The 25,186-nt window shown below is 51.3% G+C and carries 20 protein-coding genes; 19 read left to right on the top strand and 1 reads right to left on the bottom strand.

Features of this window, described 5'->3' with window-relative positions:
* Positions 1-328 precede the first annotated feature (328 nt).
* The 7 genes from dnaJ to ASF12_RS03065 all read left to right on the top strand — a co-directional run bounded on the left by dnaJ (position 329) and on the right by ASF12_RS03065 (position 6,691).
* Positions 329-1,456, top strand: a complete 1,128-nt coding sequence (gene dnaJ / locus ASF12_RS03095; protein WP_056029374.1) for a molecular chaperone DnaJ — start codon at positions 329-331, stop codon at positions 1,454-1,456.
* Positions 1,457-1,589: 133 nt separating this feature from the next.
* Complete coding sequence (locus tag ASF12_RS03090; RefSeq protein WP_056029371.1) at positions 1,590-1,784, top strand: hypothetical protein; 195 nt, start codon at positions 1,590-1,592, stop codon at positions 1,782-1,784.
* A gap of 213 nt (positions 1,785-1,997) precedes the next feature.
* Positions 1,998-2,996 carry a 50S ribosomal protein L11 methyltransferase gene (prmA, locus tag ASF12_RS03085; protein WP_056029368.1) on the top strand — a complete coding sequence of 333 codons (999 nt, stop codon included), beginning with the start codon at positions 1,998-2,000 and terminating at the stop codon, positions 2,994-2,996.
* Positions 2,993-3,667 carry a site-2 protease family protein gene (locus tag ASF12_RS03080; RefSeq protein WP_327204892.1) on the top strand — a complete coding sequence of 225 codons (675 nt, stop codon included), beginning with the start codon at positions 2,993-2,995 and terminating at the stop codon, positions 3,665-3,667. Before prmA ends, ASF12_RS03080 begins: the two co-directional genes overlap by 4 nt.
* A gap of 267 nt (positions 3,668-3,934) precedes the next feature.
* Positions 3,935-4,714, top strand: a complete 780-nt coding sequence (locus ASF12_RS03075; protein ID WP_056032745.1) for an RsmE family RNA methyltransferase — start codon at positions 3,935-3,937, stop codon at positions 4,712-4,714.
* Positions 4,715-4,718: 4 nt separating this feature from the next.
* Entirely contained in the window at positions 4,719-6,149 is a 1,431-nt protein-coding gene (gene mtaB, locus ASF12_RS03070) for a tRNA (N(6)-L-threonylcarbamoyladenosine(37)-C(2))-methylthiotransferase MtaB (RefSeq protein ID WP_056029363.1), read from the top strand.
* 110 nt (positions 6,150-6,259) lie between these two features.
* Positions 6,260-6,691: an NUDIX hydrolase gene (locus ASF12_RS03065; RefSeq protein ID WP_056029360.1), complete on the top strand. Its 432-nt coding sequence runs from the start codon at positions 6,260-6,262 to the stop codon at positions 6,689-6,691.
* 23 nt (positions 6,692-6,714) lie between these two features.
* Here ASF12_RS03065 and ASF12_RS03060 read toward each other — a convergent pair whose 3' ends face one another.
* Positions 6,715-7,689, bottom strand: coding sequence for a Na/Pi cotransporter family protein (locus ASF12_RS03060; RefSeq protein ID WP_056029358.1), 975 nt, complete (start codon positions 7,687-7,689; stop codon positions 6,715-6,717).
* 114 nt (positions 7,690-7,803) lie between these two features.
* Here ASF12_RS03060 and ASF12_RS03055 point away from each other — a divergent pair, with 114 nt between their 5' ends.
* From ASF12_RS03055 to ASF12_RS03000, 12 genes are all read left to right on the top strand, one after another.
* Positions 7,804-9,183, top strand: coding sequence for a class I SAM-dependent rRNA methyltransferase (locus ASF12_RS03055; RefSeq protein ID WP_056029355.1), 1,380 nt, complete (start codon positions 7,804-7,806; stop codon positions 9,181-9,183).
* Between the two features lie 155 nt (positions 9,184-9,338).
* On the top strand, positions 9,339-12,914 hold the full coding sequence (gene addB / locus ASF12_RS03050; protein ID WP_056029352.1) for a helicase-exonuclease AddAB subunit AddB: 3,576 nt from the start codon (positions 9,339-9,341) through the stop codon (positions 12,912-12,914).
* Complete coding sequence (gene addA, locus ASF12_RS03045) at positions 12,889-16,899, top strand: helicase-exonuclease AddAB subunit AddA (RefSeq protein WP_056029349.1); 4,011 nt, start codon at positions 12,889-12,891, stop codon at positions 16,897-16,899. The genes addB and addA overlap by 26 nt, the downstream gene beginning before the upstream one ends.
* Positions 16,900-16,980: 81 nt before the next feature.
* Positions 16,981-17,598 (top strand): hypothetical protein, encoded by a 618-nt coding sequence (locus tag ASF12_RS03040; RefSeq protein ID WP_056029346.1) that lies wholly within the window; start codon positions 16,981-16,983, stop codon positions 17,596-17,598.
* Between the two features lie 129 nt (positions 17,599-17,727).
* Positions 17,728-18,072, top strand: coding sequence for a histidine triad nucleotide-binding protein (locus ASF12_RS03035; protein ID WP_056029344.1), 345 nt, complete (start codon positions 17,728-17,730; stop codon positions 18,070-18,072).
* 42 nt (positions 18,073-18,114) lie between these two features.
* Positions 18,115-19,044: a polysaccharide deacetylase family protein gene (locus ASF12_RS03030; protein WP_056029342.1), complete on the top strand. Its 930-nt coding sequence runs from the start codon at positions 18,115-18,117 to the stop codon at positions 19,042-19,044.
* A gap of 152 nt (positions 19,045-19,196) precedes the next feature.
* Entirely contained in the window at positions 19,197-21,131 is a 1,935-nt protein-coding gene (locus ASF12_RS03025; protein ID WP_155972742.1) for an FAD-dependent oxidoreductase, read from the top strand.
* A 100-nt stretch (positions 21,132-21,231) separates the two neighbouring features.
* Entirely contained in the window at positions 21,232-21,405 is a 174-nt protein-coding gene (rpsU, locus tag ASF12_RS03020) for a 30S ribosomal protein S21 (protein WP_046230300.1), read from the top strand.
* 15 nt (positions 21,406-21,420) lie between these two features.
* Positions 21,421-21,864: a GatB/YqeY domain-containing protein gene (locus ASF12_RS03015; RefSeq protein ID WP_046229920.1), complete on the top strand. Its 444-nt coding sequence runs from the start codon at positions 21,421-21,423 to the stop codon at positions 21,862-21,864.
* A 214-nt stretch (positions 21,865-22,078) separates the two neighbouring features.
* Positions 22,079-23,473 (top strand): NfeD family protein, encoded by a 1,395-nt coding sequence (locus ASF12_RS03010; RefSeq protein ID WP_235533028.1) that lies wholly within the window; start codon positions 22,079-22,081, stop codon positions 23,471-23,473.
* Between the two features lie 42 nt (positions 23,474-23,515).
* On the top strand, positions 23,516-24,508 hold the full coding sequence (floA, locus tag ASF12_RS03005; RefSeq protein ID WP_056029336.1) for a flotillin-like protein FloA: 993 nt from the start codon (positions 23,516-23,518) through the stop codon (positions 24,506-24,508).
* Between the two features lie 55 nt (positions 24,509-24,563).
* Complete coding sequence (locus tag ASF12_RS03000) at positions 24,564-25,106, top strand: hypothetical protein (RefSeq protein ID WP_056029333.1); 543 nt, start codon at positions 24,564-24,566, stop codon at positions 25,104-25,106.
* Positions 25,107-25,186 lie beyond the last annotated feature (80 nt).

The following is a 25,186-nucleotide window of genomic DNA, read 5'->3' as shown; positions in this document are numbered from 1 at the left end:
GCTTCCCCTGTCTTTGACCTTGTTCCATGATTAAAGTATATAAAAAAAGCTTCGACGAATAGTTGAGACGAAGCTATAACTTTTTATAAAAGGATAAGTTGAACAAAAGAAAAATATGTAGCATGGGAGTAACGGAGAGAAAGGGTGGAACTGTAGGAGCGGCAGCGTCCGCCTTTGTTTTCGGATTTTTCCTCAAGAGGAATAATTCAAGAAATCTGAAAACAACAGCGGCCGAAAGTCCACCCTTTCTCGCAGTTACGACCTTGGCGCACATAAAAGTCATTTGTCTCAGCTTATCCAACACATTTATGGGCGGAGGTGATACCGTTTGTCAAAAAGAGATTATTATGAAATTCTGGGTGTAGGCAAGGACGCTTCAGCGGATGACATTAAGAAATCGTACCGTCAGCTCGCGCGAAAGTATCATCCGGACGTCAACAAGGCAGCGGATGCCGAGACGCAGTTTAAGGAAGTCAAGGAAGCTTACGACGTACTGAGTGACGATGGCAAGCGCTCTACCTATGACCGATATGGGCATGTTGACCCGAATCAAGGCATGGGCGGCGGAGCAGGCGGTTTCGACGGCGGCGGCTTCGGCGATATTTTCGATATGTTCTTCGGTGGCGGCGGTGGCCGTCGTGATCCGAATGCGCCACAGCGTGGCAGCGATTTGCAATATACAATGACGATTGATTTCAAGGAAGCGGTATTCGGCAAGGAGACGGAGATTACGATTCCTCGCACCGAAAACTGTGATACTTGCAGCGGTTCTGGTGCTAAGCCAGGAACGAAGCCAGACACTTGCTCCGTATGTAGCGGTACTGGGCAGCAGGAGGTTGTGCAAAATACGCCATTCGGCCGTATGGTCAACCGCCGTGCATGCTCCAACTGTAGCGGAACGGGCCGCGTAATCAAAGAAAAATGCGGAACTTGTCATGGCGCAGGCAAAGTGAAAAAACAGCGTAAAATTACAGTGAAAATCCCAGCTGGCGTTGATGAAGGCGCGCAAATCCGTTTGTCTGGCGAAGGTGAAGCTGGCCAACGCGGCGGTCCTGCGGGCGATTTGTACATCGTTATTCGCGTAAGAGCGCATGAGTTTTTCGAGCGTGAAAACGACGATATTTATTGCGAGGTTCCTCTGTCCTTCGTACAGGCGGCACTCGGTGATGAAATCGAAATCCCGACGCTGACGGAGAAAATCAAGCTGAAAATTCCAGCCGGCACTCAGACGGGCACATACTTCCGCCTGAAAGGCAAAGGTGTTCCTAAGCTGCGCGGATATGGACAGGGCGACCAGCACGTTAAAGTGACAGTCGTTACCCCACAGAAGCTGACGGATGAACAGAAAGAGCTGCTTCGCCAGTTTGGCGGCGTTTCAGGCTCCGTTCCGACAGAAACAGCAGAAAATCACGAATCGATTTTTGAACGGATGAAAAAGGCGTTCCGCGGCGAATAAGCGCGGATCGTCTTTTTTTCTGAAAGCTTGCGAAAAAACGAATAATAATGGCACCGGCTTTCCATTCTATCGAAGTAGGAAGCTGGGCGGTTGAATACCGCCTAACTATACGTAGAAGGAGGCTGGGCGCATTATGGCTGATCAACACATACGCGCTGTATTTGAACATTCTGAGGCGGCACAGGGAGCGCTGCGCAAGCTGCAGGCGCTTCGGGTTGATGGACAAGCAGACAGTACGGCACTTACCGCGATGCTTGAAGAGCATGTCAAAGACAGGGCACTGCGTCTGATTGAGGATGCGGGCGGAAGTATGGAGCAATTGATGTAACCGGGCAAAGTAGAGCCGGGACTGGCGTTCGCAAGCGGAGAGGGCAGGAGCAAGGGGCCTGCCTTCTCTTTTTGCTATGCGCAAAAGAAAATTTAACGGCTGGAAAGGCTGTAAAATAGCAGGATTATCACATTTTCAAATACATATTTTGTGCATCAATGCGGATTGGTGTACAATAGATGTTAGTTTTTCACACTGGAGGCGTAGAAGCAAATGAAATGGCATGAACTTACAATCTCGACGACAGAACAAGCGATTGAGATGATTTCTAACTTTTTGCATGAACGGGATGCGGACGGGGTTTCCATTGAAGAATCCGGCACGCTGAACAAACAACGGGACACGTCCCTCGGCCAGTGGTATGAAACGCCGCTGAATGATATTCCGGAAGGACAAGCCGTTATAAAGGGGTATTTTTCGGAAGGAACAGATATCGCCGCTTTGAAAGCAGAGCTGGTAGCACCGATCGAACAGCTGCGCGAATTTGGCATTGATCCAGGCGATTATGAAATTACTTCGCAAATGGTAGACGAAGAGGATTGGGCGACGGCATGGAAGCAATATTTCAAGCCGCTTAAAGTATCGGATACACTCACGATCAAACCGACGTGGGAAGAGTACGAAGCTGCGCCGAATGAGAAAATTATTGAGCTTGACCCGGGCATGGCTTTTGGGACAGGCACACATCCGACAACTTCCCTCTGCTTGCAGACGCTGGAATCCGTCATTAAAGGCGGCGAGGAAATCATTGACGTTGGTACAGGCTCGGGCATTTTGGCGATTGGAGCTTGCAGGCTGGGGGCCAGCCGTGTGCTTGCTCTTGATCTCGATCCAATTGCTGTAACGAGCGCGACGGAAAATGTACGCCTGAATGGGCTGGAGCAGCAAGTCGAAGTTAAGCTCAGCGATCTGCTTGGCGTATTAGGAGGCAAAGGGGCACGCGGATCTGTCGGCTCTAATGAATCTACGACGGTATCGGTGCCAGTCGATCTGGTCGTTGCTAATATTTTAGCAGAAATTATTTTGCTGTTTATTGATGAGGTGTATCAAGCCTTGAAGCCGGGCGGGCTGTATATTTCCTCCGGTATTTATAAAAACAAGGAAGAGCTTGTGAAGCAGGGGCTTGTGAAAGCCGGCTTTATCGTGGAAGAAACACGCCGCAATGAAGACTGGGTTGTATTCGTAGCACGCAAGCCGCAGGTAGCACAATGAGTATGGAAGGTTGGTTTGCTTATCCGACCGCTGAATTGCCCTTTGCTGTGCTTGTGCTTATTATTGCTTTCACCGTTCACGAGTTTGCGCATGCTTACACGGCGTACAAGTTCGGTGACAATACGGCCTATGATGCGGGCAGGGTAACGCTGAACCCGCGCGTCCATTTGGATGTGCTTGGCATGATTTTGATTTTGCTTGCTGGCTTCGGCTGGGCCAAGCCTGTACCGGTAAACCAAAATCGTTTTAAGCATCCGCGTTTAATGGGCGTGATTGTGACGGCGGCAGGTCCGCTTAGCAACTTTGTACTCGGACTGCTTGGCATTATTCTTTATTATCTCAGCATCAAGACGGGGCTGTACCATATGGGCTCCATTGGCGTACAGGATGCTTTGCAAGTATTTTTCTCGTATTTCATTTCACTTAACTTTTTGCTGTTTATTTTTAATCTGATTCCATTGCCGCCACTTGACGGCTACCGGATCATTCAAAATCTCGTACCGCTAAAAGTCGGCTATAAAATGGAGCAGAACATGCAATGGGGCATTATTATTTTCCTGCTGCTATTGTTCATTCCACCGCTTCGCGCTGTGACCATTAGTCCGATTCTGAATTTTTCGCAGGAATTGGCAGCCTATTTTATGGGCCTGCTTGGCGGGCTGTTTATTTAAATATAGGAAAGGATATGATTTTCCATCCTTTCTCTATATTTCTACGCGAAACGGTAGCTTTGCCGCCAGAGGACGGAGGGCAGCCGTTTGCGCTTGAAATATAAGAATTTATAAGTTTCACACGTATAAATAGGCTTATATTTCTCGGATTGAAACGCGCCGCGCCGCCAAAGAACGGCGCCAGCCGTTCCACCTAGTGTGGGGCGGTTTGGTCATGGATTTTCGACATGAAAACATGCTATTATGAAGGATGGTTATGTAGACGATATGCAGCGGTATTTTATAGCGAAAGAACAGTTTGAAAATAATGAAGTCCGCTTGCTTGGCGAGGATGCATTCCACGCTGTTCGCGTCATGCGGATGAAGGCTGGCGATACGTTTATTGCAAGCGACGGCGAGCAGCGGGTCGTGCTTGCTTCTGTGCGGGAAGCTTCGTCCACCGAGGTTGTAGCGGCTATTGCAGAAGAGCTTCCCCAAAATAGCGAGCCGAGCTGGTCGGTTACGATTGCCCAAGCCTTGCCGAAAGGCGACAAGATGGAGCTGGTCATCCAGAAGGGCACCGAAATTGGCGCTTATTCGTTTGTCCCGTTCCAGTCAGAGCGCATGATCGTGCAATATGACGGCAAGAAGGAAGCGAAGCGTCTGGAGCGTTGGGGCAAAATCGCCAAGGAAGCGGCGGAGCAGTCGCATCGCTGCCGCGTTCCGGCTGTAGAGCCGGTGCGGAGCTGGCGCGAGCTGGTCAAATCGATTGCTTCCTATGATTTAGTTTTGTTTTGTTATGAACGCGAAGGCGATGCAGCGGAAGGCGTGGGTATTAGGCAGGCGCTGAATAGCTGGAGCTCTAACAGAGGGAGCGATACTTCAGCTCCGAGCGTATTGCTAATGGTAGGGCCGGAGGGCGGCTTTACCGAGCGTGAAGCAGATGAGGCAGAAGCAGCAGGAGCCATCATTGTCGGCCTCGGCAAAAGGATATTGCGGACGGAAACCGCAGGTATCGTCGGATTGACATGCTTGCTGTATGAAGCCGGAGAAATGGGAGGAGTATAACAACATGCCATCGGTTGCATTTTATACATTAGGCTGCAAAGTGAATTTTTACGACACAGAAGCGATATGGCAGCTGTTCAAAAATGAAGGCTACGAGCAGGTCGATTTCGAAGCGACCGCTGATGTTTATTTAATCAACACCTGTACGGTGACCAATACAGGCGACAAGAAGAGCCGCCAAATTATTCGCCGCGCAGTGCGCCGCAACCCGGATGCCGTTATAGCGGTAACCGGCTGCTACGCGCAGACGTCTCCAGCTGAAATTATGGCGATTCCCGGCGTCGATCTCGTTATCGGTACGCAGGACCGTGAGAAAATTATGACATTTGTCGATCAAATTCATGCGGACCGCCAGCCGGTCAACGCTGTTCGCAACATTATGAAGACGCGCGAATTCGAGGAACTGGATGTGCCGGATTTTGCCGAGCGCACACGGGCGTTTCTAAAAATTCAGGAGGGCTGCAACAACTTCTGCACCTTCTGCATCATTCCATGGTCGCGCGGGCTGTCCCGCAGCCGGGAGGCGCACAGCGTTGTTGAGCAGGCGAAGCAGCTGGTTGCGGCAGGCTATAAGGAAATCGTGCTTACGGGCATTCACACAGGCGGATATGGCGACGATTTGGATAATTATCGTCTAAGCGACCTGCTGTGGGATCTGGATCATATTGAAGGGCTCGAGCGGATCCGCATCAGCTCGATCGAAGCAAGCCAGATCGATGAGGCGATGATTGATGTGCTGAATCGGTCCACGAAAATGTGCCGCCATCTCCATATTCCACTGCAGGCCGGCGAAAACTCCGTGCTGAAGCGGATGCGCCGCAAATATACGACGGAGGAATACGCGGCAAAAATCAAGCGTATTCGCGAGGTTATGCCGGGCGTAGCTATTACAACGGACGTCATCGTTGGTTTCCCTGGCGAAACGGACGAAATGTTCGAGGAAGGCTTTCGCTTTATGGAGGAGCTGGGCTTCTCGGAAATGCACGTGTTCCCTTACTCCAAACGGACGGGTACACCGGCAGCGCGCATGGAGGATCAAGTGGATGAAGAACTTAAGAACGAACGCGTTCACAAGCTGATCGACTTGTCCGAGCGCATGCAGCTTGCCTATGCAGAGAAGTATGTAGGCGCTGTGCTTGATATTATTCCAGAGCGCGACTACAAGGGAGCTCCAGGAACGGGATTCGTTATGGGCTATTCCGACAACTACATTCAAGTGGTATTCAACGGCTCCGAGGACTTAATCGGCAAGCTGTGCCGCGTTAAGGTTACGGAAGCTGGCGTCAATGAATGCCGTGGCCAGCTTGTGCGAGTGCTGGAAGGCGAAGCGCAGGCGCTTCGCGGCTCCGAAACTCACAGCTTCGTGCTGGAGCTGGATGATGAGCAAGATCAGCAAGCTGCCATTCATACAACAGCGGAAGCACTGAGAGCATAACAAAAGGCCATACATTAGGCTTGAATTTCGGCCGCTGGCTTCGCTAGGAGGAAGCGGCTGGAGTTTTCGCTATTGCGATATGATGTCAATCAGGCAAGGGGGAAACAGGTGTGAAGGAAATATCAGCAGGAGGCGTCGTCTACCGCCGCACGGAGGAAGGCAAGCTGCAAATTCAGCTTATTCAGGATCGTTATGGCAAAGTATCGCTTCCCAAAGGCAAGATGGAGGCAGGCGAAACCGTTGAGCAGACCGCATTGCGGGAAATTGCTGAGGAAACGGGGCTTCAGGGCAATATCATAGCACCTATTGACCAAATTAAATATCAGTACCAGCATGATACCTATGGTACGGTCGATAAAGAGGTTCACTATTACCTGGTTGAAGCCATCGGCGGCGATTTGCAAGCTCAAGTAGAAGAAATTCGCGGAGTGGATTGGTTCGAGCCGCTTGATGCATGGAGACGTCAGAAGCAATCGGGCTATGACAACAATAATCGGATCGTCTCCGGTGCATTAGAGCTGCTGGGCATACCATTTACATAGTTTTATGGTGCAGCATTGGAAGGTTAATCTTGGCGGGACATTCGTCGCAGCGCTGGCAAATAGCAGAGCGGCAGGGCAAGCAGCGAGCTGAAAATATTAAACAGCGTTTGCGCATGGGCAATTTGCGCCGCTGGAGCTGCGGTCAGCCAAGCTGATAGTCCAGCAAGCAAGCCGACAAACGGCATAAAGAGCAGCGCGCCGCCGACATTCAGCGTTATATGGGCGAGCGCAACGAATTGACCCGCGCGCGATCCGCCAATAGAGGCGAGCAGCGCAGTGACGCAGGTGCCGATGTTTGCGCCTAGCACAACGGCGATGCCAACCTCAAGCGGCATCGCTCCGATTGCCGCAAAACCCATAATAATGGCTATGACAGCTGTGCTGCTATGCACGGCTGCAGTTAGCACCGCGCCGGCGGCCAGCCCCCACCAGAGGCTGTCCGCCGTTTTGCTCATAAACCAGTCAAACATGGCGCTTTGCTTAATGTCTGGGCCAACGCTTTGCATCATTGCCATGCCGGCGAGCAGTATGCCGAAGCCCAGCGTGGCAACAGAAGCGGAACGAATCGTGTTTAGCCAGCCGCCAGTCCGCAAGGCGGGGATAAGCTGCAGCTCGCCGAGCAGTGCAGTCAGCAGCCAGGCGGAGACGGAGAGGATGAGCAGCGGCATTGTGAGACGCTCAAGGCTAAGCCCAAGCAGCTCCGTCGTCAGGCAGGTGCCGATGTTGGTGCCAAGAATAATGCCGAGCGTTCGCGGAAAGGTGAGCAGACCGGCATTGACGAGACCTATAGAGATGACGGTTACGGCTGTGCTGCTCTGAAGAAAAGCAGTAGAGATGGCGCCAGCCGCCAGTCCGTGAATGGGCGTAGCGGTAAAACGCTGCAAAATACGATTCAATTGCGTTCCTGCAAGGCGATGCAGCGCCAGCTCCATCAGCTTCATGCCGCTTAAGAACAAGGCAAAGCCGATTGCAATCGGCAAAATAATAGAATGAAGCATGGACTGAATCTCCTTTTCTAAAAACGAGTGACAGGTGTATGACAGGTGTACCCATACATATATGCAGCAAACAAGACAAGCATGACAAGCATGAGAGAGGTTGGTTTTGCCATTATGACGAGAGCAAGGATAGCGCTGCAGCGCGGGCGCAAAAAACGTTTGGAGCAGGGCCACCCCTGGGTATATGCAAGCGAGATTGATAAAATGGAAGGCACCGCAGAGCCGGGCGGCTTGGTTGATGTAGTCAGCCACCAAGGACGTTATCTGGCGACGGGCTATTGGAATCCAAAATCGCAAATTACGGTGCGCATTGTTTCGTACAAGCCGCTGGAGGCGATGGATGCTGCTTTTTTCCAAGAGCGCTTCCAGCAGGCGAAGGAGCATCGCAGCCGTTTTGTGCCGGATCAGGATTGCAGGCTCGTATACGGAGAAGCTGATTTCCTGCCAGGGTTGACTGTAGACCGCTTTAATGATGTGCTGGTTATCCAATTGCTGACACTTGGCATGGACATTCACCGCGATGCGATCATTGAAGCGCTTATCGAGGTGTTTGAGCCGCACGGCATTTATGAGCGCAGTGATGTCGGCGTCAGACAGCTGGAGGGCTTAGAGAAGCGTACAGGCGTGCTGTACGGGGAATGCCCGGCCATATTGGAGATTGAAGAGAACGGGCTTAAGCTTGAGGTTGATATAGTCGAAGGTCAGAAGACCGGCTATTTCTATGATCAGCGTGAAAATCGCGCCTCCATCGCTCCGCTGATGAAGGGCTGGGGCCACCGCAGCGGCATTAAACTAATGCCGAAGCCTGCCGAGGACAGCAGCGCGAGTGCAGAGACAGCGGGGGAACTCGTTCCAGTCAATGCCAATGGCAAAGAGGTGACCTTCCCCTACTGGGATGGTGCGACGGTGCTGGAATGCTTTGCGCATACGGGCAGCTTTACCTTGCATGCCTGCAAATACGGAGCGAAGAAAGTGACCTGCTTGGACATTTCCGAGCATGCGATTGATACGGCGCGCCGCAATGTGGAACGTAACGGCTTTACCGATCGCGTACAATTCGTCGTAACCGATGCTTTTGATTACTTGAGACTGCAAACGAAGGGGCTGGAGGAGCGTTTGGAGCGCAGCCGTGCAGGCACGGATACGTCCAAGCCGATCAGCGGCGGCGGCCAAACCTGGGACGTTGTCATTTTGGACCCTCCGGCGTTTGCCAAAACAAAAAATGCGGTAGCAGGTGCTGTCCGCGGCTATAAAGATATTAATTTGCATGGCATGAAGCTGGTAAATGAAGGCGGCTATCTGGTGACGGCGAGCTGCTCATACCATATGCGTCCTGATTTGTTTCTGGAGACGATCCAAGAGGCCGCAGCTGATGCAGGCAAGCTGCTCCGGCTTGTGGAATGGCGGGCGGCGGGCAAGGATCATCCGCAGCTGCTTGGCGTAACAGAAGGGCATTACTTGAAATTTGCCATCTTTGAGGTGCGCAGCAAATAACGGAAACCTCTTGAACGGCGAGTGTGCTTCTTGCTCGTTCAAGAGGTTTTTTTGCCAAATATTTAAGAACGTATGTTTGAAGGACTCGTGAAAAGTCGCGGCGGGTATGGTAGTATGGTTGATAATAGACAGGTTACGGAAGGAAGGGCTGCAGGATGCCGCTTCAATTAGTGCTGGGCCGCTCGGGAGCGGGAAAAACGACATATTGCCTGGATGCGATTCGCGGCAGGCTGAGCGCTGACCCGGATGGGCCTCCGCTTATTTTGCTCGTGCCGGAGCAGGCGACCTTCCAGTCCGAGTACACGTTGCTTCGCGGCAGCGGATTGCAGGGAATGATTCGGGCGCAAGTGCTGAGCCTTCGCAGGCTTGCTCTTCGCGTTATGCAGGAAACTGGCGGTACCGCGCTCATTCCAATCGGCGACGAAGGCAAAAACATGCTGCTGTACAAAATCGTGCAGCGTCTGGGCGATCAATTGGAGCTGTTCGAGCATGGTGCTGGAAAGCCTGGTTTCATTGAGCGTCTGGGCGAGCTGTTGACGGAATGGAAGCGATATGGCATTAATCCGGCGATGATTGCAGAGCGCAGAGAAGAGGCTGCTTCTGCTTTGCAGGACTCGGCGCTGCTGAAGCGCAAGCTGCATGACTTGCAGCTGGTATACGAAAGGCTGGAGGAAGAGCTCGCCGGGCAGTATGTCGATTCGGAGGATTATTTGGTCTATCTGTCAGCGGGGCTGTCTCAATTTTCAACGATACGGGACACCGAAATTTGGATTGACGGCTTTAATGGCTTTACGCCAAAAGAATATGCCGCGCTTAGCTCGCTTATAAGCATGGCGAAGAAAGTGACGATTACGCTTAAGCTGAATCGGGCATATGCGGCTGGAGAGCGGCCAGTTGAGCTGGATTTGTTTTACCCTACAGCGGATGCGTATGTAAAGCTGAGGGAACTGGCGGAGGGCTTAGGCGTTGCGCTGCTGGAGCCGATTGTGCTCGGCGGTACAAGCAATGCTGCCTGCGAAGCGCCGGGCAGGTTCAGCAGCAGCCCGATGCTGGCTCATTTGGAGCGCCACTACGGAGGACGGGCACAAATGGCGCTTCCAAATCCGGCAATGCTCGATGCAACCAGCCCATTATGCGGCATATCGCTGCATGCGGCGGCAAATCGGCGAACCGAGGTGGAGCTGCTGGCGCGCGATATGCTGCGCAGAGTCAGGGAAGAGAGCCTAAGCTGGCGTGATATGACGGTTATGGTGCGCAATGCGGGGGATTACAGCGACTATATCGAAGCAGCGTTTCAAGAATACAGCATCCCCTATTTCCTTGATCAGAGGCACACGACCGTCCATCATCCGCTGGTCGAGTTCATCCGCTCAGCATTGGAGACGGTGCTTCATAATTGGAGCTATGAGGCGGTATTCCGCTGCATTAAGACCGAGCTGCTGTTTCCGCTTGATGGAAGCATTCCCCGCGACCAATTTGATTGGCTGGAAAACTTCGTCTTGGCGGCGGGCATCGATGGCTGGAAGTGGCTGGATGAAAAAAGATGGCGTCCATTCATCATCGAGTCGCTGGAGGAAGAGCAGGATGCAGCGGCCAATGCGCCATCGCAACGTGCGAAGGCGGAGTTTGAGGCGGTCATGGCCGCGCGCGGTGTAATCGTTCCTCCTTTGCAGCAGTTTGGCAAAGAGCTGGAGAAAGCTTCGAATGTTACCATGATGTGTGAGGCGCTATATCGCTTGCTTGAGCATACAGGGGTTGCGGAACGTCTGGAGCGCTGGAGCCGCGAGGATAGCGAGGCTGGCCGAGTACAGCGCTCACGCGGTCATCGCCAGCTGTGGGATGGAGTCATGAATTTGCTTGACCAATTAGTAGAGCTAGTTGGTAATGAACCGCTGTCCGCCGATATTTTCGTTGGCATGCTTGAGACAGGCTTGGAAAGCCTCAAATTAGGTGCCATTCCGCCTGCTCTTGATCAGGTGCTGGTGGGCAGCATGGACCGTACGCGTTCCAGTCAGGTGCAGGTCTGTTACGTGCTGGGAGCTAATGATGGCATCATGCCGACGCGTTTTCAAGAGGATGGCGTGCTGACGGACCAGGAGCGGGAGCGGCTGGCTGAAGAAGGCTTGGTCATGGCGCCGGGCCTCAAGCGGAGGCTGCTGGATGAGCGTTTTCTGATTTATAGTGCGCTCACAACGCCGAGCAGACATTTGTGGATGAGTTGGTCAGAGGCTGATGAAGAGGGGAAAAGCCTGCTGCCATCGGAAATTATTAGGCAGGTGAGGCAGCTGTTTCACGGATTGCCGATACAGCAAGTGCAGGCGGAGCCTACGCAGACTATGTCGGTAAAGGAGCAAAGGGAATATATTCAGCATCCAGAACGTGCCTTGTCGTATTTAATTACGGAGCTGCGGGCTTGGAAGCAGGGAAGCGAGATCGCTCCTTTTTGGTGGGAGCTTTACAATTGGTTCGCCGTACGTCCAGAATGGCAAACGAAGCTATCGCTGCTTACAAAATCTCTTGGTTATGTGAATCAAGAGGAGCTGTTGACCGCTGATACGGCACAGCAGCTTTATGGCGTTCGCTTGAGAGCGAGCGTATCGAGAATGGAGCGTTTCGTGTCGTGCCCTTTTCAGCATTTTGCGATTCACGGACTGAAGCTGCGCGAGCGGAAAATGCACCGGCTGGAGGCGCCGGATGTGGGTCAGCTATTTCATGCTGCGCTCAGCCGTTTGGCTGGAGAAGGCGGGCTTGGTCACGCTTTCGGCTCGGCTTCCGAGCGTCAGATCCGCGAGGCGGCGGTTCAAACGGTGGACGAGCTTGCACCAAGGCTGCAATCGCAAATTTTGCTGAGCAGCGGCCGCTATCGCTACATTGCCCGCAAGCTTAAGGAAATTGTAGCGCAGGCTGCCATTATGCTGAGCGAGCATGCCCGCCGGGCCGCATTCCAGCCCGTCGGGCTGGAGGTTGATTTTGGCCCGGGCGGCACACTGCCGCCGCTTATTATTCCTTTGCAGGATGGACGTTCTATGGAAATAATCGGGCGAATCGACCGGGTTGATGCTGCGGATACGGAGCAGGGCCTGTTGTTGCGTGTACTGGATTACAAGTCTAGCGTGACCCAGCTGCGCCTGGAGGAGGTGGCCTTTGGCCTTTCCCTGCAAATGCTGACGTATTTGGACGTATTGGTGACGCATTCTCCCGGCTGGCTTGGAAAGCAGGCATCGCCTGCGGGCGTGCTTTATTTTCACGTGCATAATCCGCTGCTTGCGCTTTCTAATCAAATGAACGAAGCGAAAATCAAAGCAGAGCTGCGCAAACGCTTTAAGCTAAGAGGACTCGTTACGGCAGAAGCCGAGGCGGTGCGCCTCATGGATGATCAGCTGGAAACGGGACACTCCGAGCTATTGCCTGTAGCGCTCAAGAAGGATGGGGCGTTCTACAGCAGCTCCTCCGTCGTGACGGACAAGCAGTGGGACATTTTGCGGGATTCTGTCAGGAGGACCATTAGCGGAATTGGCTCGGAAATCAGCTGTGGCAAAGTATCGATTGAGCCCTACAAGCTGGGAACAAAAATCCCGTGCCAATATTGTGATTATAAGGCGGTTTGCCAGTTCGATCCGCTGTTTGACGGCAATGAGTATGTGCGGCTTCGCAAGCCTTCAACGGAAGAGCTATGGCAGCGGCTGGAGAAAGGAGAAAGCATCGATGACGGACATGATCAACGCCATTAAACCGGAAGGCAGCACTTGGACCGATGAGCAGTGGAGCGCCATAGTAACGGAAGGATCCAACATTCTAGTAGCTGCTGCTGCCGGCTCTGGCAAGACGGCTGTGCTGGTTGAGCGCATTATTCGCAAAATTTCATCCTCGACCGATGTGGACCGCCTGCTCGTTGCCACTTTTACGAAGGCAGCAGCTGCGGAAATGAAGGAGCGGATTCGTATTGCGCTGGAGAAGGAGCTGGATCGCCAGCCTGACTCTGAGCATTTGCGTCGCCAGCTTGCGCTTATGAACAGGTCGTCGATCACGACGCTGCATTCTTTTTGTCTCGATGTCATTCGCCGTTATTATCCGCTGATTGGGCTTGACCCTGGCTTTCGCATCGCCAATGAAACGGAGAGCGAGCTGCTGAGGATGGAGGTGCTGGATCAGCTCTTCGAGGAAAAATATGACGAGGCGGATGCCGATTCTGGCGCTGGTAGCGCTTTTCTGGCGCTCGCTGACCGTCTGGGCGGAGAGCGCGGGGATGAGCCGCTGTACAAGCTCGTCCAGGACCTGTATGCTTTTGCGCAAAGCCACCCATGGCCCGTAGAATGGCTTCGCGAAACGGCTGAAAGCTTTAATTTGCAAAATGCAGCCGAGCTTCAGCACAGCAGCTGGGTTTCCAGCTTGCGGGCTGATGTGGAGCTGGCGCTCGCCGGGGCAGAAGCGCTGCTTCGGAAGGCGCTTGATTTGACGCGCGAGCCTGCTGGACCGGCACCTTATGCTATCAATTTCGAGGATGATTTGACACTTGTTCTCATGCTTAAAGCTGCTGTACAGGATAGACCTTGGGAGCAATGGTTTGAGCCATTTCATACAGTGGAATTTGGCAAATTGAAGGCTATGCGCGGCGACGAATACGATAAATCGCTGCAGGAGCAGGCGAAAGATTTGCGAGACAGCGCCAAGAAGCTGCTGGGCACGCTAGCCGAGGAGCTGTTCGGCCGTACGCCGGAGCAGTTTTTGGAGGAGCTGCAGGAGCTAGCTCCATTAATGGCAGCGCTGAGCGAGCTCATTATTGATTTTGGCAAAAGGTATGAAGCAGCGAAACGGGAGAAGGGGCTGCTTGATTTTGGCGATTTGGAGCATTATTGCTTGCGGATATTGCGCACGGAGGACTCTTCCGTGCAGCAGACGCTGCCTTCGCCCGCGGCACTGGAATACCAGAACCAATTCGATGAAATTTTGCTAGATGAATACCAGGACATGAATATGGTGCAGGAGGCGATAGTAACGCTGATCTCAAGACCGGGAGCGGGGAACCGTTTCATGGTTGGCGATGTGAAGCAAAGCATTTATCGCTTCCGGCTCGCGGAGCCAAATCTATTCATGCATAAATATAAAAGCTACGCCGTACAGGCTGTTCTGCCCGGAACGGCTGAAGCGGATAAAGACGCCGCAGCCACTGCAGCCTCTGCAGCCACTACACAGTCAATAGCTGAAGCAGCTTCTTCGACTGGCCATTCAGCAGGCTTGCGCATTGATCTGGCGCGCAATTTCCGCAGCCGTCAGGAGGTGGTTGACGGCGTAAATAATGTATTCCGCGGCATAATGCGGGAATCCGTAGCCGAAATGGATTATGATCAGCGAGCGGAGCTGGTATGCGGCGCTTCCTTCCCGGCAGCAGAGGAAGCAGGAGAATTTGAAGTAGAATTGGTCGTCATTGATAAGGCTGGCTCCGTCATGGCGGAGGATAAAGCGCAGCCGGAGGATGAGGAAGAAGGGCTGGATGCGGCTGAGTCGGCCGAGGATTTGCAGACGGCGCAGCTGGAAGGGCGGCTGATTGCCCGGAAAATCCAGTCGCTTATGGACAGCGGCTACCGCGTTTACGACGGAAAAAGCAGACGGACCCGTCCGCTGGAATGGCGGGATATCGTTATTTTGCTGCGCGCGACATCGCAATGGGCGCCAATTATTATCGAGGAGCTGCAGGCAGATGGCGTACCCGCCTATGCTGAGCTGAGCAGCGGCTATTTTGATGCCATAGAAGTGCAGACTGTATTGTCGCTGCTGCGAGTCATTGACAATCCTTATCAGGATATTCCGCTCGCGGGCACGCTGCGCTCCCCTATTTTTGGCTTGGATGCCGAGGAGCTGGCGCTTATAAGGATTGAAAAATCCGGCGTCAGTTATTTTGAAGCGCTGCTGGCCGCAGAAGGCAGTTTAACGCTTCCAGAGGCGCTTCGCCAGAAGCTGACCCAGTTTCTCGTGCAGCTTGAGCGTTGGCGCAGCGATGCCAGACAGGGGGCGTTGGCCGACCTCATTTGGCGTATTTACCGCGAGACCGGTTATTATGATTTTGCTGGCGGTCTCCCTGGCGGCACACAGCGTCAAGCGAATTTGCGCGCTCTGCATGACCGTGCCCGCGGTTACGAAGCGACCTCCTTCCGGGGCCTGTTCCGGTTTTTGCGTTTCGTAGAGCGAATGCGCGATAGCGGAGGGGATCTCGGCACAGCAAGGGCGCTTGGCGAGCAGGAAAATGTCGTCCGCATTATGTCGATCCACAAGAGCAAAGGGCTGGAGTTTCCCGTTGTGTTCACGGCAGGTCTTGGCAAGTCATTTAACCAGCAGGATTTGCGCAGCGCCTTTCTTCGCCATAAGCAGCTTGGATTCGGCCCGCGATTTGTGGATCCCCAGCAGCGGGTCAGTTATCCAACTCTGCCATTTCTAGCGATTCGCCGCAGGCTGCGCATGGAAATGCTGGCCGAGGAAATGCGGATTTTATATGTGGCTCTCACCCGCCCGAAGGAAAAAATGTTTCTGGTCGGTACGGTTTCAGATGCAGCTAAGAAGCTGCCGGTCTGGCTGGCAGCTATTGACGCAAGCGGACGCATACCGGATTTTAAGCTGGCTGCGGCGTCGACTTTTTTGGATTGGCTTGGTCCGCTCGCCGCATCAAGCTTTGCGCAGCAGGAAGCAGAACAAATCGCTCAGGTATCCGGCATGAAAAGGCTGGAATGGCGATCGGGCTTCGTTGCAGCTGCGGTGTTCAGCAGTGAAGCAGCAGCAGCGCTTCAGCAAGATGCTGGACATGAAGAGAGAGAACTGCGGCTGCAAGGCGTTCTTTCGCTGGCTCAGCTTGAGCTGCAGCCTGAGGAGCAGGATAGTGAGCTGCGCGAACGATTGGATTTTCATTATTCTCATCAAGCTGCAACTCTTTTGCCTGCCAAAACGTCTGTTACTGAGATTAAACGTCTTCACGGCGAAGCTTTTACTGATCGCGAAGCCGCTTCTTTGTTTGAAGCTGGAGAGGAAGCGATGAATGATATAGAGGCAAGCGGCAGTCATTCATCGTTCGAACGGCTGGATTACCTGGAACAATCGGATTACATGAGGCAGCAAGGTGAAGCGAATAATAGCAATGACCTGCAGCCAGCGCCCGGAGGCTCATTCCGATTGCGCCGTCCGCGGTTTATGGAGCAGATTTCACTCACAGCGGCAGAGAAAGGCTCTGTCAATCACCTTGTCATGCAGCATTTACCGCTTAAGGGCACTGTCGATGAGCGCGTCGTTATGCAGACTACCCAGGGCATGATTGAACGCAAGCTGTTAACACCGCGCCAGGCGGAAGCCATTGACAGCATGAATATTGCTGCTTTTTTCGCAAGCCCTCTCGGATTGCGGCTGCTCGCAGCAAATGAGGTCAAGCGCGAGGTGCCATTCAGCTGTATGCTGACCGCTTCGCGGGTGCATCCTTCCGTTGCTGAAGAAGCAAAGGACGAACAGATTCTAATTCAAGGCGTTATGGATTGCGTGTTCGAGGATCAGCATGGATTGGTGCTGGTCGATTATAAAACGGACCGGATCATCAATCAGCAATGGGAGCGTGCAGCCGAGCGCCATCGGTTTCAGCTGGAGCTTTATGCGGAGGCACTTGAAGCTGTTTTGCTGCGCCAGGTAGCAGAATGCCATGTGTTCTTTTTTGATGGCGGGCAGTCGGTGCGACTTCGTTGAAGCTGGAGCAGCACCTTATTGCGAAGAGGCAGCTATAGCAGTAGTTATAGTAAGGCGATTTAATTTTAGGGGGAAGAAAGCGTGTCAGTAGAGCAACAAACGCCGAAGAAAAAGCCGATTGCATTGGCAATCACAATCGTGCTGCTGGTATGCAGCCTTAATGGGAATATGTTTTTATATTCGCAATATTTGTCCAACATTCAAGAGAAAAAATATGAGACTGGGCAGCGTGTCGCTTCAGATGCCATCGGCGCCGTAGCATTTTATAATGCGATATTGCCTGAGCTTGAGAAGCTTGGGACATCAGCAGAGCTTTTGGAGCGGAATGAGGCAAAATTCAGTGCTGGTGCGGCTTTCCGAAATGTGGATCATGTGCTGGGTTTTCTGAAGGAAGCGCATCAGTATAACGGCACGGAGTTTGCTGTGGACAAGCTGGAAGCTTATTTTAACGCGGTGCAGCAGTCGCTGGCCAAGATTGGCGGCCATGAGGGGGCCCTAACGGCAGCTGAGCAGGATTACCTTGCGAAGCTTCAGGAAGCATTCCATTTGCAGTTGGAAGCTGTAACGGCTTTTAATGCAGATGCATTAGAAAGCAGAAGCTTGTCGATTCAAATCGGCAATGGCTACAACAATTGGCTGGAAATTGCGGATAAGCTGGAGCAGGCGATAGACGGCCACACAGATGTTAAGCTGCAATAGCTGTGAGCCGCCAAAAACCTATGCTCATCTATGTTTTACCCGGCAAGAAGCCGGATGGGATTGGACGAGCTTTGCTCATTCCGTTATGATGGAAGAAGGCTGTATAACATAATTTAGGGGGAGTTTTGAATGGATTGCATTTTTTGTAAAATTGTCGAAGGTACATTGCCATCAACTAAAGTGTATGAGTCGGATACAGTAGTTGCTTTTCAAGATATTAAACCGGAAGCGCCTGTACATATTTTAATCATTCCTAAAAAACATATTGCCACAATGAATGATGTGACTGCAGATGACGATATTATCATGGCAGAGCTGTTCACAGCCGCACGTCAAATTGCAATTGAGCAGGGCATCGCTGAATCTGGCTACCGTTTAATTAACAATGTGAATAGCGATAGCGGCCAGTTGGTATACCATTTGCATTTCCATTTGCTCGGCGGAGAGAAGCTTGGCGCCTTGAATGCGAAATAGCGCAAGCCTAACGTGCATTAAACGTTTTTGAAAGGAGTTTGCATGGCTCGTTACAGAAAGTATATCGCTGTCGGTTTGTTTTCCTTCGTCCTGCTTATCGCTGCTTATGCTACGGCAGTAGCCCATCCGGGGACCGTTGTTACGAAAAAAATCTGTACTTCATGGGAAATGGCCAAAAATCAAGCTTTTATTATGACACATAAGCAGGCACTTAAGCCGTTAGCCGATTCTAAGCCTCTGGCGCTGGCAGGCAATGCTGAGCGGGTACCTGTGCTGATGTATCACTACATTGCACCGAAGGCTGACAATAGCGAGCCAGACAATCATTCCATCATTGATTTGGAATCATTTGAGCAGGGAATGGAATATTTGCACACGAACGGTTATAAGACAGCGACGATGGAGCAGTTGGAGAAATATATTAATGGCGAAGGCGTCCTGCCTGACAAATCGGTCGTCATTACCTTTGATGACGGATATCAAAACAACATTGTGTATGCTTATCCGATTTTGAAAAAATACGGCTTTCACGCGACGATGTTTGTTGTTGGAACTCATATACAACAGAAGACGGCAGCATTCGATTCGAAAAAAACAAGCTTTCTTTCCACTGAGGAAATGAAAGCGTCTAGCGACGTATTTGAATATCACAGCCACACCTATGATTTGCACAAAAAAGAGACGGCGCTTTGCGGCATTGCTTATTCATCGCTTGCTGACGCCACCTTGATTACAAGCGATATTCACAAAATAAAAGAGCTGGGAATCGATTCGCCTTATTTTGCTTATCCGTATGGCGAGGCGAACACACAGATTATTTATCATTTGCGTGAAAATGGCTATCGAATGGCGTTCTCCGTACGCAGCGGTTTCGCTGAACCGGGAACCGATCCGATGCTGGTTCCGAGGCTGACCGTTATTTCTTCGACGGATATGCACACGCTGCTTCATCCAGAAGCCAGCTTGAATTGATGCAGTCAAGCGCAGCATCTGCAGCAATCACATCATACGCAGGCTTCTAAAGAGAAGTGGGGGCCTGCTCTTTTTTCGACCAATGAAATCTATTAATCTAGCAATGAAAGCTTTGCTGCTTGGCGGCATTCATAATTCGGAGGTTATTTTAGTTGTTGAAGACGAAATATAAGATGTTGACGATCGTTGCTCTCGCTTTTTTGATGCTGATCGGTTGCTATTATTTATATAAATTCAAAGTAGCTTCTATCGATCGTTTGTCCATTGACCGCGTTCAGGCGCCATTTACGAAGGTTGAATCGGTTGAAACCGTACAGTCGAGCTATGATTTAATTGTTGTCGGAACAGATCCGGAAGGCATAATGGCTGCTGTGTCTGGAGCGAGGAATGGGCTGAAAGTACTGCTGCTTGAAGGAAGAGACCGCGACATTTTGGGCGGTTTAATGACGCTGGGCGGGCTGAATACGCTTGATTTGAATTATTCCCCGAATCAGCCGTGGTATTATCGATATTTGCACAAGTCAAAGTTTTTGAACGAAGGCTTATTTCAGGAATGGTTTGATCAGGTAGAAGGCAGCTCGGTTGATACTCATACGGCGGCCAACGTCTTTTACAAGATGGTTAAACAAGAACAAAATATTGATTTGCTCATGCATGTGAAAAAGATGGAGCCGATTTTGCAGCAGTCCGGCGAGAATATGCAGCTAATGGGGCTGACCATTACTAAACCGGACGGGGCGACCGAGAAGGTAGAGGCAAAAGTAGTCATTGATGCTTCGCAGGATGCGGATATCGCTGCCGCTTCGGGAGTGCCTTTCTCCATTGGGCGCCAGGATATTGGAGAAGGCAAAGCGAAGATGGCGGCTACGCTCGTGTTTAGAATGGACAATGTGACGAACGAGGCTTGGCGGAATTTCAAAGGTCTCGAGGGCTTGGGTCTAGACAGCACAAGCATTTGGGGATTTGGCGATGCTAGAAAATATCCGCCGAGCGATCCGAACAAGGTGAAAATTCGCAGCCTTAATATTGGCAGAGAAAACAATGAGACGATGTTGTTTAATACGATGCAAATTTACGGAGTCGATCCGCTTGATCCAGAATCGGTGGCTCGAGGAATGGAAGTTGGCAAAAAAGAAGCGCCGCTCATCGTCGATTACTTAAAGAAGACGTACCCAGAGTTTGCTAATATGAACTATGCAGGTACGGCTTCTGAGCTTTATATACGGGAATCCCGGCATATTTACGGCGAATACAGGCTGACGCTTGCCGATGTATTGGAAAACCGGGATAAGTGGGATGCCATCGCTTATGGCTCCTACGATGTCGATATTCAAAGCATCAACTACAGCGATGTGGGTACAATTATGCTAAGTCCGATGCAATATGGCGTTCCATTCCGCAGCTTGGTGCCGCTTAAAGTTGACGGTCTGCTCGTTGTTGGACGCACAGCCAGCTTTGATACGATCCCTCACGGCAGCGCAAGGGTCATTCCGCTCGGCATGGCGACGGCAGAAGCGGCAGGAGCAGCGGCGAGCCTTGCGATTAGCAATGACATCACCGTCCGGGAGCTGTCCCAATCGACGAAGCTTATCAGCAAGCTGCGCAAAAAGCTCGTCAAGCAGGGCATGGACTTGACGTATGAAAAGTTTGAACAGCCGGCTTACATAAAACACAAGGACTTCAAGGGCCTTGTGACTGCAGCGAGCATGTACATGACGTCGGGGAGCTATTCCAATGAGGCATGGGATCTCGATGGCACGATGAGCATAGGGCGATATTTGAACAAAATTAGAACGCTCAAAAAAGCGCATCCCGACCAGTTCCCTGGTTTTCCAGACAGTGCAGTCAAGGATATGAAGGATTTATTGACGGGGCCATTGACATTGGAGCAGGCGGCCTATATGCTGGCACTGACGGCTGGACTCGATACGACGAGAGAAACAGCGCTTAAGGATCTCGTTTCCCGCGGCTGGATTAGCGAGGAAATCATTGGTCAGATGCTCAATGTAAAAGAGCTGACGAATGGGGATACTTACATGATGTTCTACGATATTTTAAAAAATGGATTTGGCATTGTTTACGAGTGAAATTAGTGAGTTGACACTGTATTTTGTTTTGACTTATAATGGAGTTTGATAAACCGTGTTTAATGCTCTGGACGGTCTGTTTCGGAGGGAGGGAAAACTTGTGTCTGAAACTAAGGTTAAGAAAAACGAAACCATTGACTCTGCACTTCGCCGCTTTAAACGTTCTATCGCTAAAGATGGCGTGTTGGCTGAGGTTAAGAAACGCAAACATTATGAAAAGCCGAGTGTAAAGCGTAAGAAGAAGTCCGAGGCTGCTCGTAAGAGAAAGTTTTAGGAGGCTCCTAGTATAATGAACCTGAGCGAAAGATTGAACGACGATATGAAGCAGGCCATGAGGAATCAGGACAAGTTCCGGCTTACAACCATTCGTATGATGCGTGCGTCAGCTAAAAACTTGGAAATTGATTTGAAGCGTCCTCTGGACGACAGTGAAATGCTTGATATCCTAAGTCGTGAGATCAAACAACGTAAAGATTCCCTCCAAGAATTTAGCAAAGCCGGCCGTGAGGACCTGGTAACAGGTCTTAACGCAGAAATTGAAATTATTAGTCAATACCTTCCCACGCAGCTGACCGAAGAAGAGATAAAAGCGATAGTAACGCAGACCATCCATGAACTCGGTGCTTCTTCCAAAGCCGAGATGGGGAAAGTCATGGGCGCCTTGTTGCCAAAAACGAAAGGGCGCGCTGACGGTAAACTAGTAAATCAGCTCGTACAACAATTTCTGCAATAACGATATGTTCGGACGAAAACATCCCTTCCAAGGGGTGTTTTTTGCTTTTTAATACAGCTATTTTCTAAACAAATACTCGTTGAAAGCTGTTTGATATAGCTCAAAATTTGTGCGTCCCCATAAGTTGATGTAAGCTATTTAAGCTTATTTTGCAACGTTTCAGGGTAATCCATCGTAATAACGAATATAATGGATATAAAGGAGGGGTGGAAGGTTGAATATAAAAAAATGGCGCCAAACCGCTTTTTGGGCGAAATTAGCTGTTTTCTCAGCATTGGTTGTCGCCTTGGGCAGCGGCCTGTTTGTCGGTATGCAGCCTGTAAAGGCACAGCAGCTTGCGGCGGATGAAGCTGGAGGAGCAGTCTACATTGTTCCAGTCAAACAGACGATTGAGAGTGGACTTAAGTCATTTTTGGAGCGCGCTTACAAAGACGCGGCTGAGGCAAAGGCGGAACGTGTCGTTCTCGTTATTAACACGTTCGGCGGAGAAGTGACGAGCGCAGAGGAGATCGGGGAGGTCATCCGGAAAAGCGCCATTCCAACAACCGCGTATATTGAGGGAAAAGCGGTGTCGGCAGGTACTTACATTGCGCTTAATGCGCAAAATATTGTCATGGAGCCGGGAAGCACAATTGGCGCTGCTGCTGTCGTTGATGGCGGAGGGCAATTGATTGACAACCCGAAGATCGTCTCCTATTGGACGAAGACGATGATGGAGGCTGCAAAGCTGGGTGGCCGGGATGCGAACATTGCAGCTGCGATGGTTGACACGACGGTGGCGCTTAGCTTGCCGAAAGCAGGCATAGAGAAACCGGCTGGGGAAATATTGTCCCTATCCGCCGATGAGGCGCTGGCTAGCGGTTACGCTGAGCATATCGCAGCTTCTGTAGGAGAAGCTATTACATGGCTGAAGCTTGATCAGAAGCAGCTCATTTCGTTTGAGCCCTCGCTTGCTGAGAAAGTGTCACGCTGGCTCGTTAATCCGTATGTGATGACGGTGCTGCTCATAATTGGCATTGCGGGCGTTGTAATTGAGCTGCTGATGCCGGGCTTCGGTGTACCGGGCATATTAGGCATTATCTCCTTCAGCTTGTATTTCTTCGGTCATTATGTTGCCGGGTTTGCAGGCATGGAATCGATTGTTCTTTTCGTTATAGGTTTGGCTTTGCTTATTATCGAGGTATTTGTTCCAAGCTTCGGTATTTTGGGACTGCTAGGCGGCGCAGCGCTTGTTGCTGGTGTAGTTACCGCGGCATCCGATCCGATGACAGCATTTATTTCGCTGGTCACGGCACTCGTAGTGGCTGTTCTTGTGATGTATTATATTTTCAGAAAATATAGACATAGAGGAATTTGGAACAAATTCATTCTTCGCGATAAGCTGACGAAGGAAGAAGGATATGTATCCGCCGATGAAAAGGACAGCCTGCTCGGACTTGTTGGGGTTACGCTTACTCCGCTGAGGCCAGCTGGAACCGTGCAAATCGGCGATCAGCGGATTGATGTCGTCACATCAGGCGAGTTTATTTCGACTGGAGCTAGCGTTGTTGTTATTAAGGCAGAAGGAACATGGGTCGTTGTAAAAGAGACAGTAAATAGCCTAACATAAGCGCAATTCAGCGCTTTACTAAAGCAATGGAGGTATTTATAAATGGGTCTGGATCCGGTTGTATCTATATTGATTATAGCGGTTATTGTTATTATTGCGCTGTCCGTCTTCCTGAGCTTTTTTCCAATTATGCTCTGGATTTCAGCATTGGCGTCGGGTGTGCGTATCGGTATTATTACGCTCGTTGCGATGCGCTTGCGCCGGGTTGTTCCGAGCCGGATTGTTAATCCGCTCATCAAAGCAACGAAAGCTGGCTTGGGGCTGAATATTAATCAGCTGGAAAGCCATTTTCTCGCAGGAGGTAACGTTGACCGCGTCGTCAATGCGTTGATTGCGGCGCAGCGCGCCAATATCCCGCTCGTATTCGAGCGTGCGGCTGCCATTGACCTTGCTGGCCGTGATGTGCTTCAAGCGGTGCAAATGAGCGTTAATCCACGTGTCATTGAAACACCAACTGTTGCAGCAGTAGCGAAAGACGGTATTGAGGTTAAAGTTAAAGCGCGTGTTACCGTACGTGCCAACATCGAGCGTCTAGTCGGTGGTGCGGGTGAAGAGACGATTATTGCCCGTGTCGGCGAAGGTATCGTTACGACGGTTGGTTCAGCAAATTCTCATAAAGACGTGCTTGAAAATCCGGATATGATTTCCCGTACGGTGCTTGGCAAAGGGCTTGATGCTGGTACAGCATTCGAAATCTTGTCAATTGATATTGCTGACGTTGATGTAGGCAAAAACATCGGCGCCCATCTCCAAACGGAGCAAGCGGAGGCTGACAAACGGATTGCTCAAGCGAAAGCGGAGGAACGCCGGGCAATGGCGGTAGCGCAGGAGCAGGAGATGAAGGCGCGCGTTATTGAAATGCGGGCGAAGGTTGTGGAATCCGAATCGCAAGTGCCAGTTGCAATGGCGGAAGCACTCAAAAACGGCAAAATCGGCGTCATGGACTATTTGAACCTGAAAAACCTGGAGTCGGATACACAAATGCGTAATTCCATCGGCAAGAGCGACGCCCCAACCGAAAAAAATGACAATTAAAGATGGCAAATAAAGCACGGGCGTAGCTGCTTACCCTGGAGGTGAATCTGAACCAGTGGAACATGTAATAGAGTTTATTACGAAAAATATTTATTTCGTCGTTATTGTCGGCGGCTTTCTCCTGTCGATTTTCAATCGGGTCAGTGCGAAAAAGCGGACCAATCCGCGGATGCCGGACTTTAATGGTCAAAGCACGGCCGATGCTGCTTATCCGCAGCAGGGGACAGAGGTGCAGCAGCATCAGTCCGGTCGATATGATCAGGGAGAGGCTTACCCGGAATGGGAGGATAACGATGATTATGAGGAACGGTCGATTTCCTACCGCCAAGCGGAGGAGGAGGCTGAGCGTGAGAAGCAGCGCCACCTGTCAGAGCTCGCCAGAGCGCTTGAGAGCAAGCAGAAGCAGCAAGTGCCTATAACGGCCTCGCAGCAGCGCGAAGCCGCTGCAGGGCGCAGCAATCGGGCTAGCAGCGAGGCTGAGGCTGCTGCTGACACTCGGTTAGCGCCTTTGAGCGCGGAGGAGCTTCGCAAAGCGGTCATCTGGTCCGAAATATTGGGCCCGTCGAAATCGAAGCGTCCTTATGGCAAAGTCAGATAATATAAGCTTTATTTTTGAATAGCGCGGCTTTCAGAAATCCATTAAGGATGACTGAGGGCTGCGCTATTTTTCATAAAGTC

This window comes from Paenibacillus sp. Leaf72 (assembly GCF_001422685.1).
GTDB lineage: Bacteria > Bacillota > Bacilli > Paenibacillales > Paenibacillaceae > Pristimantibacillus.
This window is presented reverse-complemented; position numbering and strand designations above follow the sequence as displayed.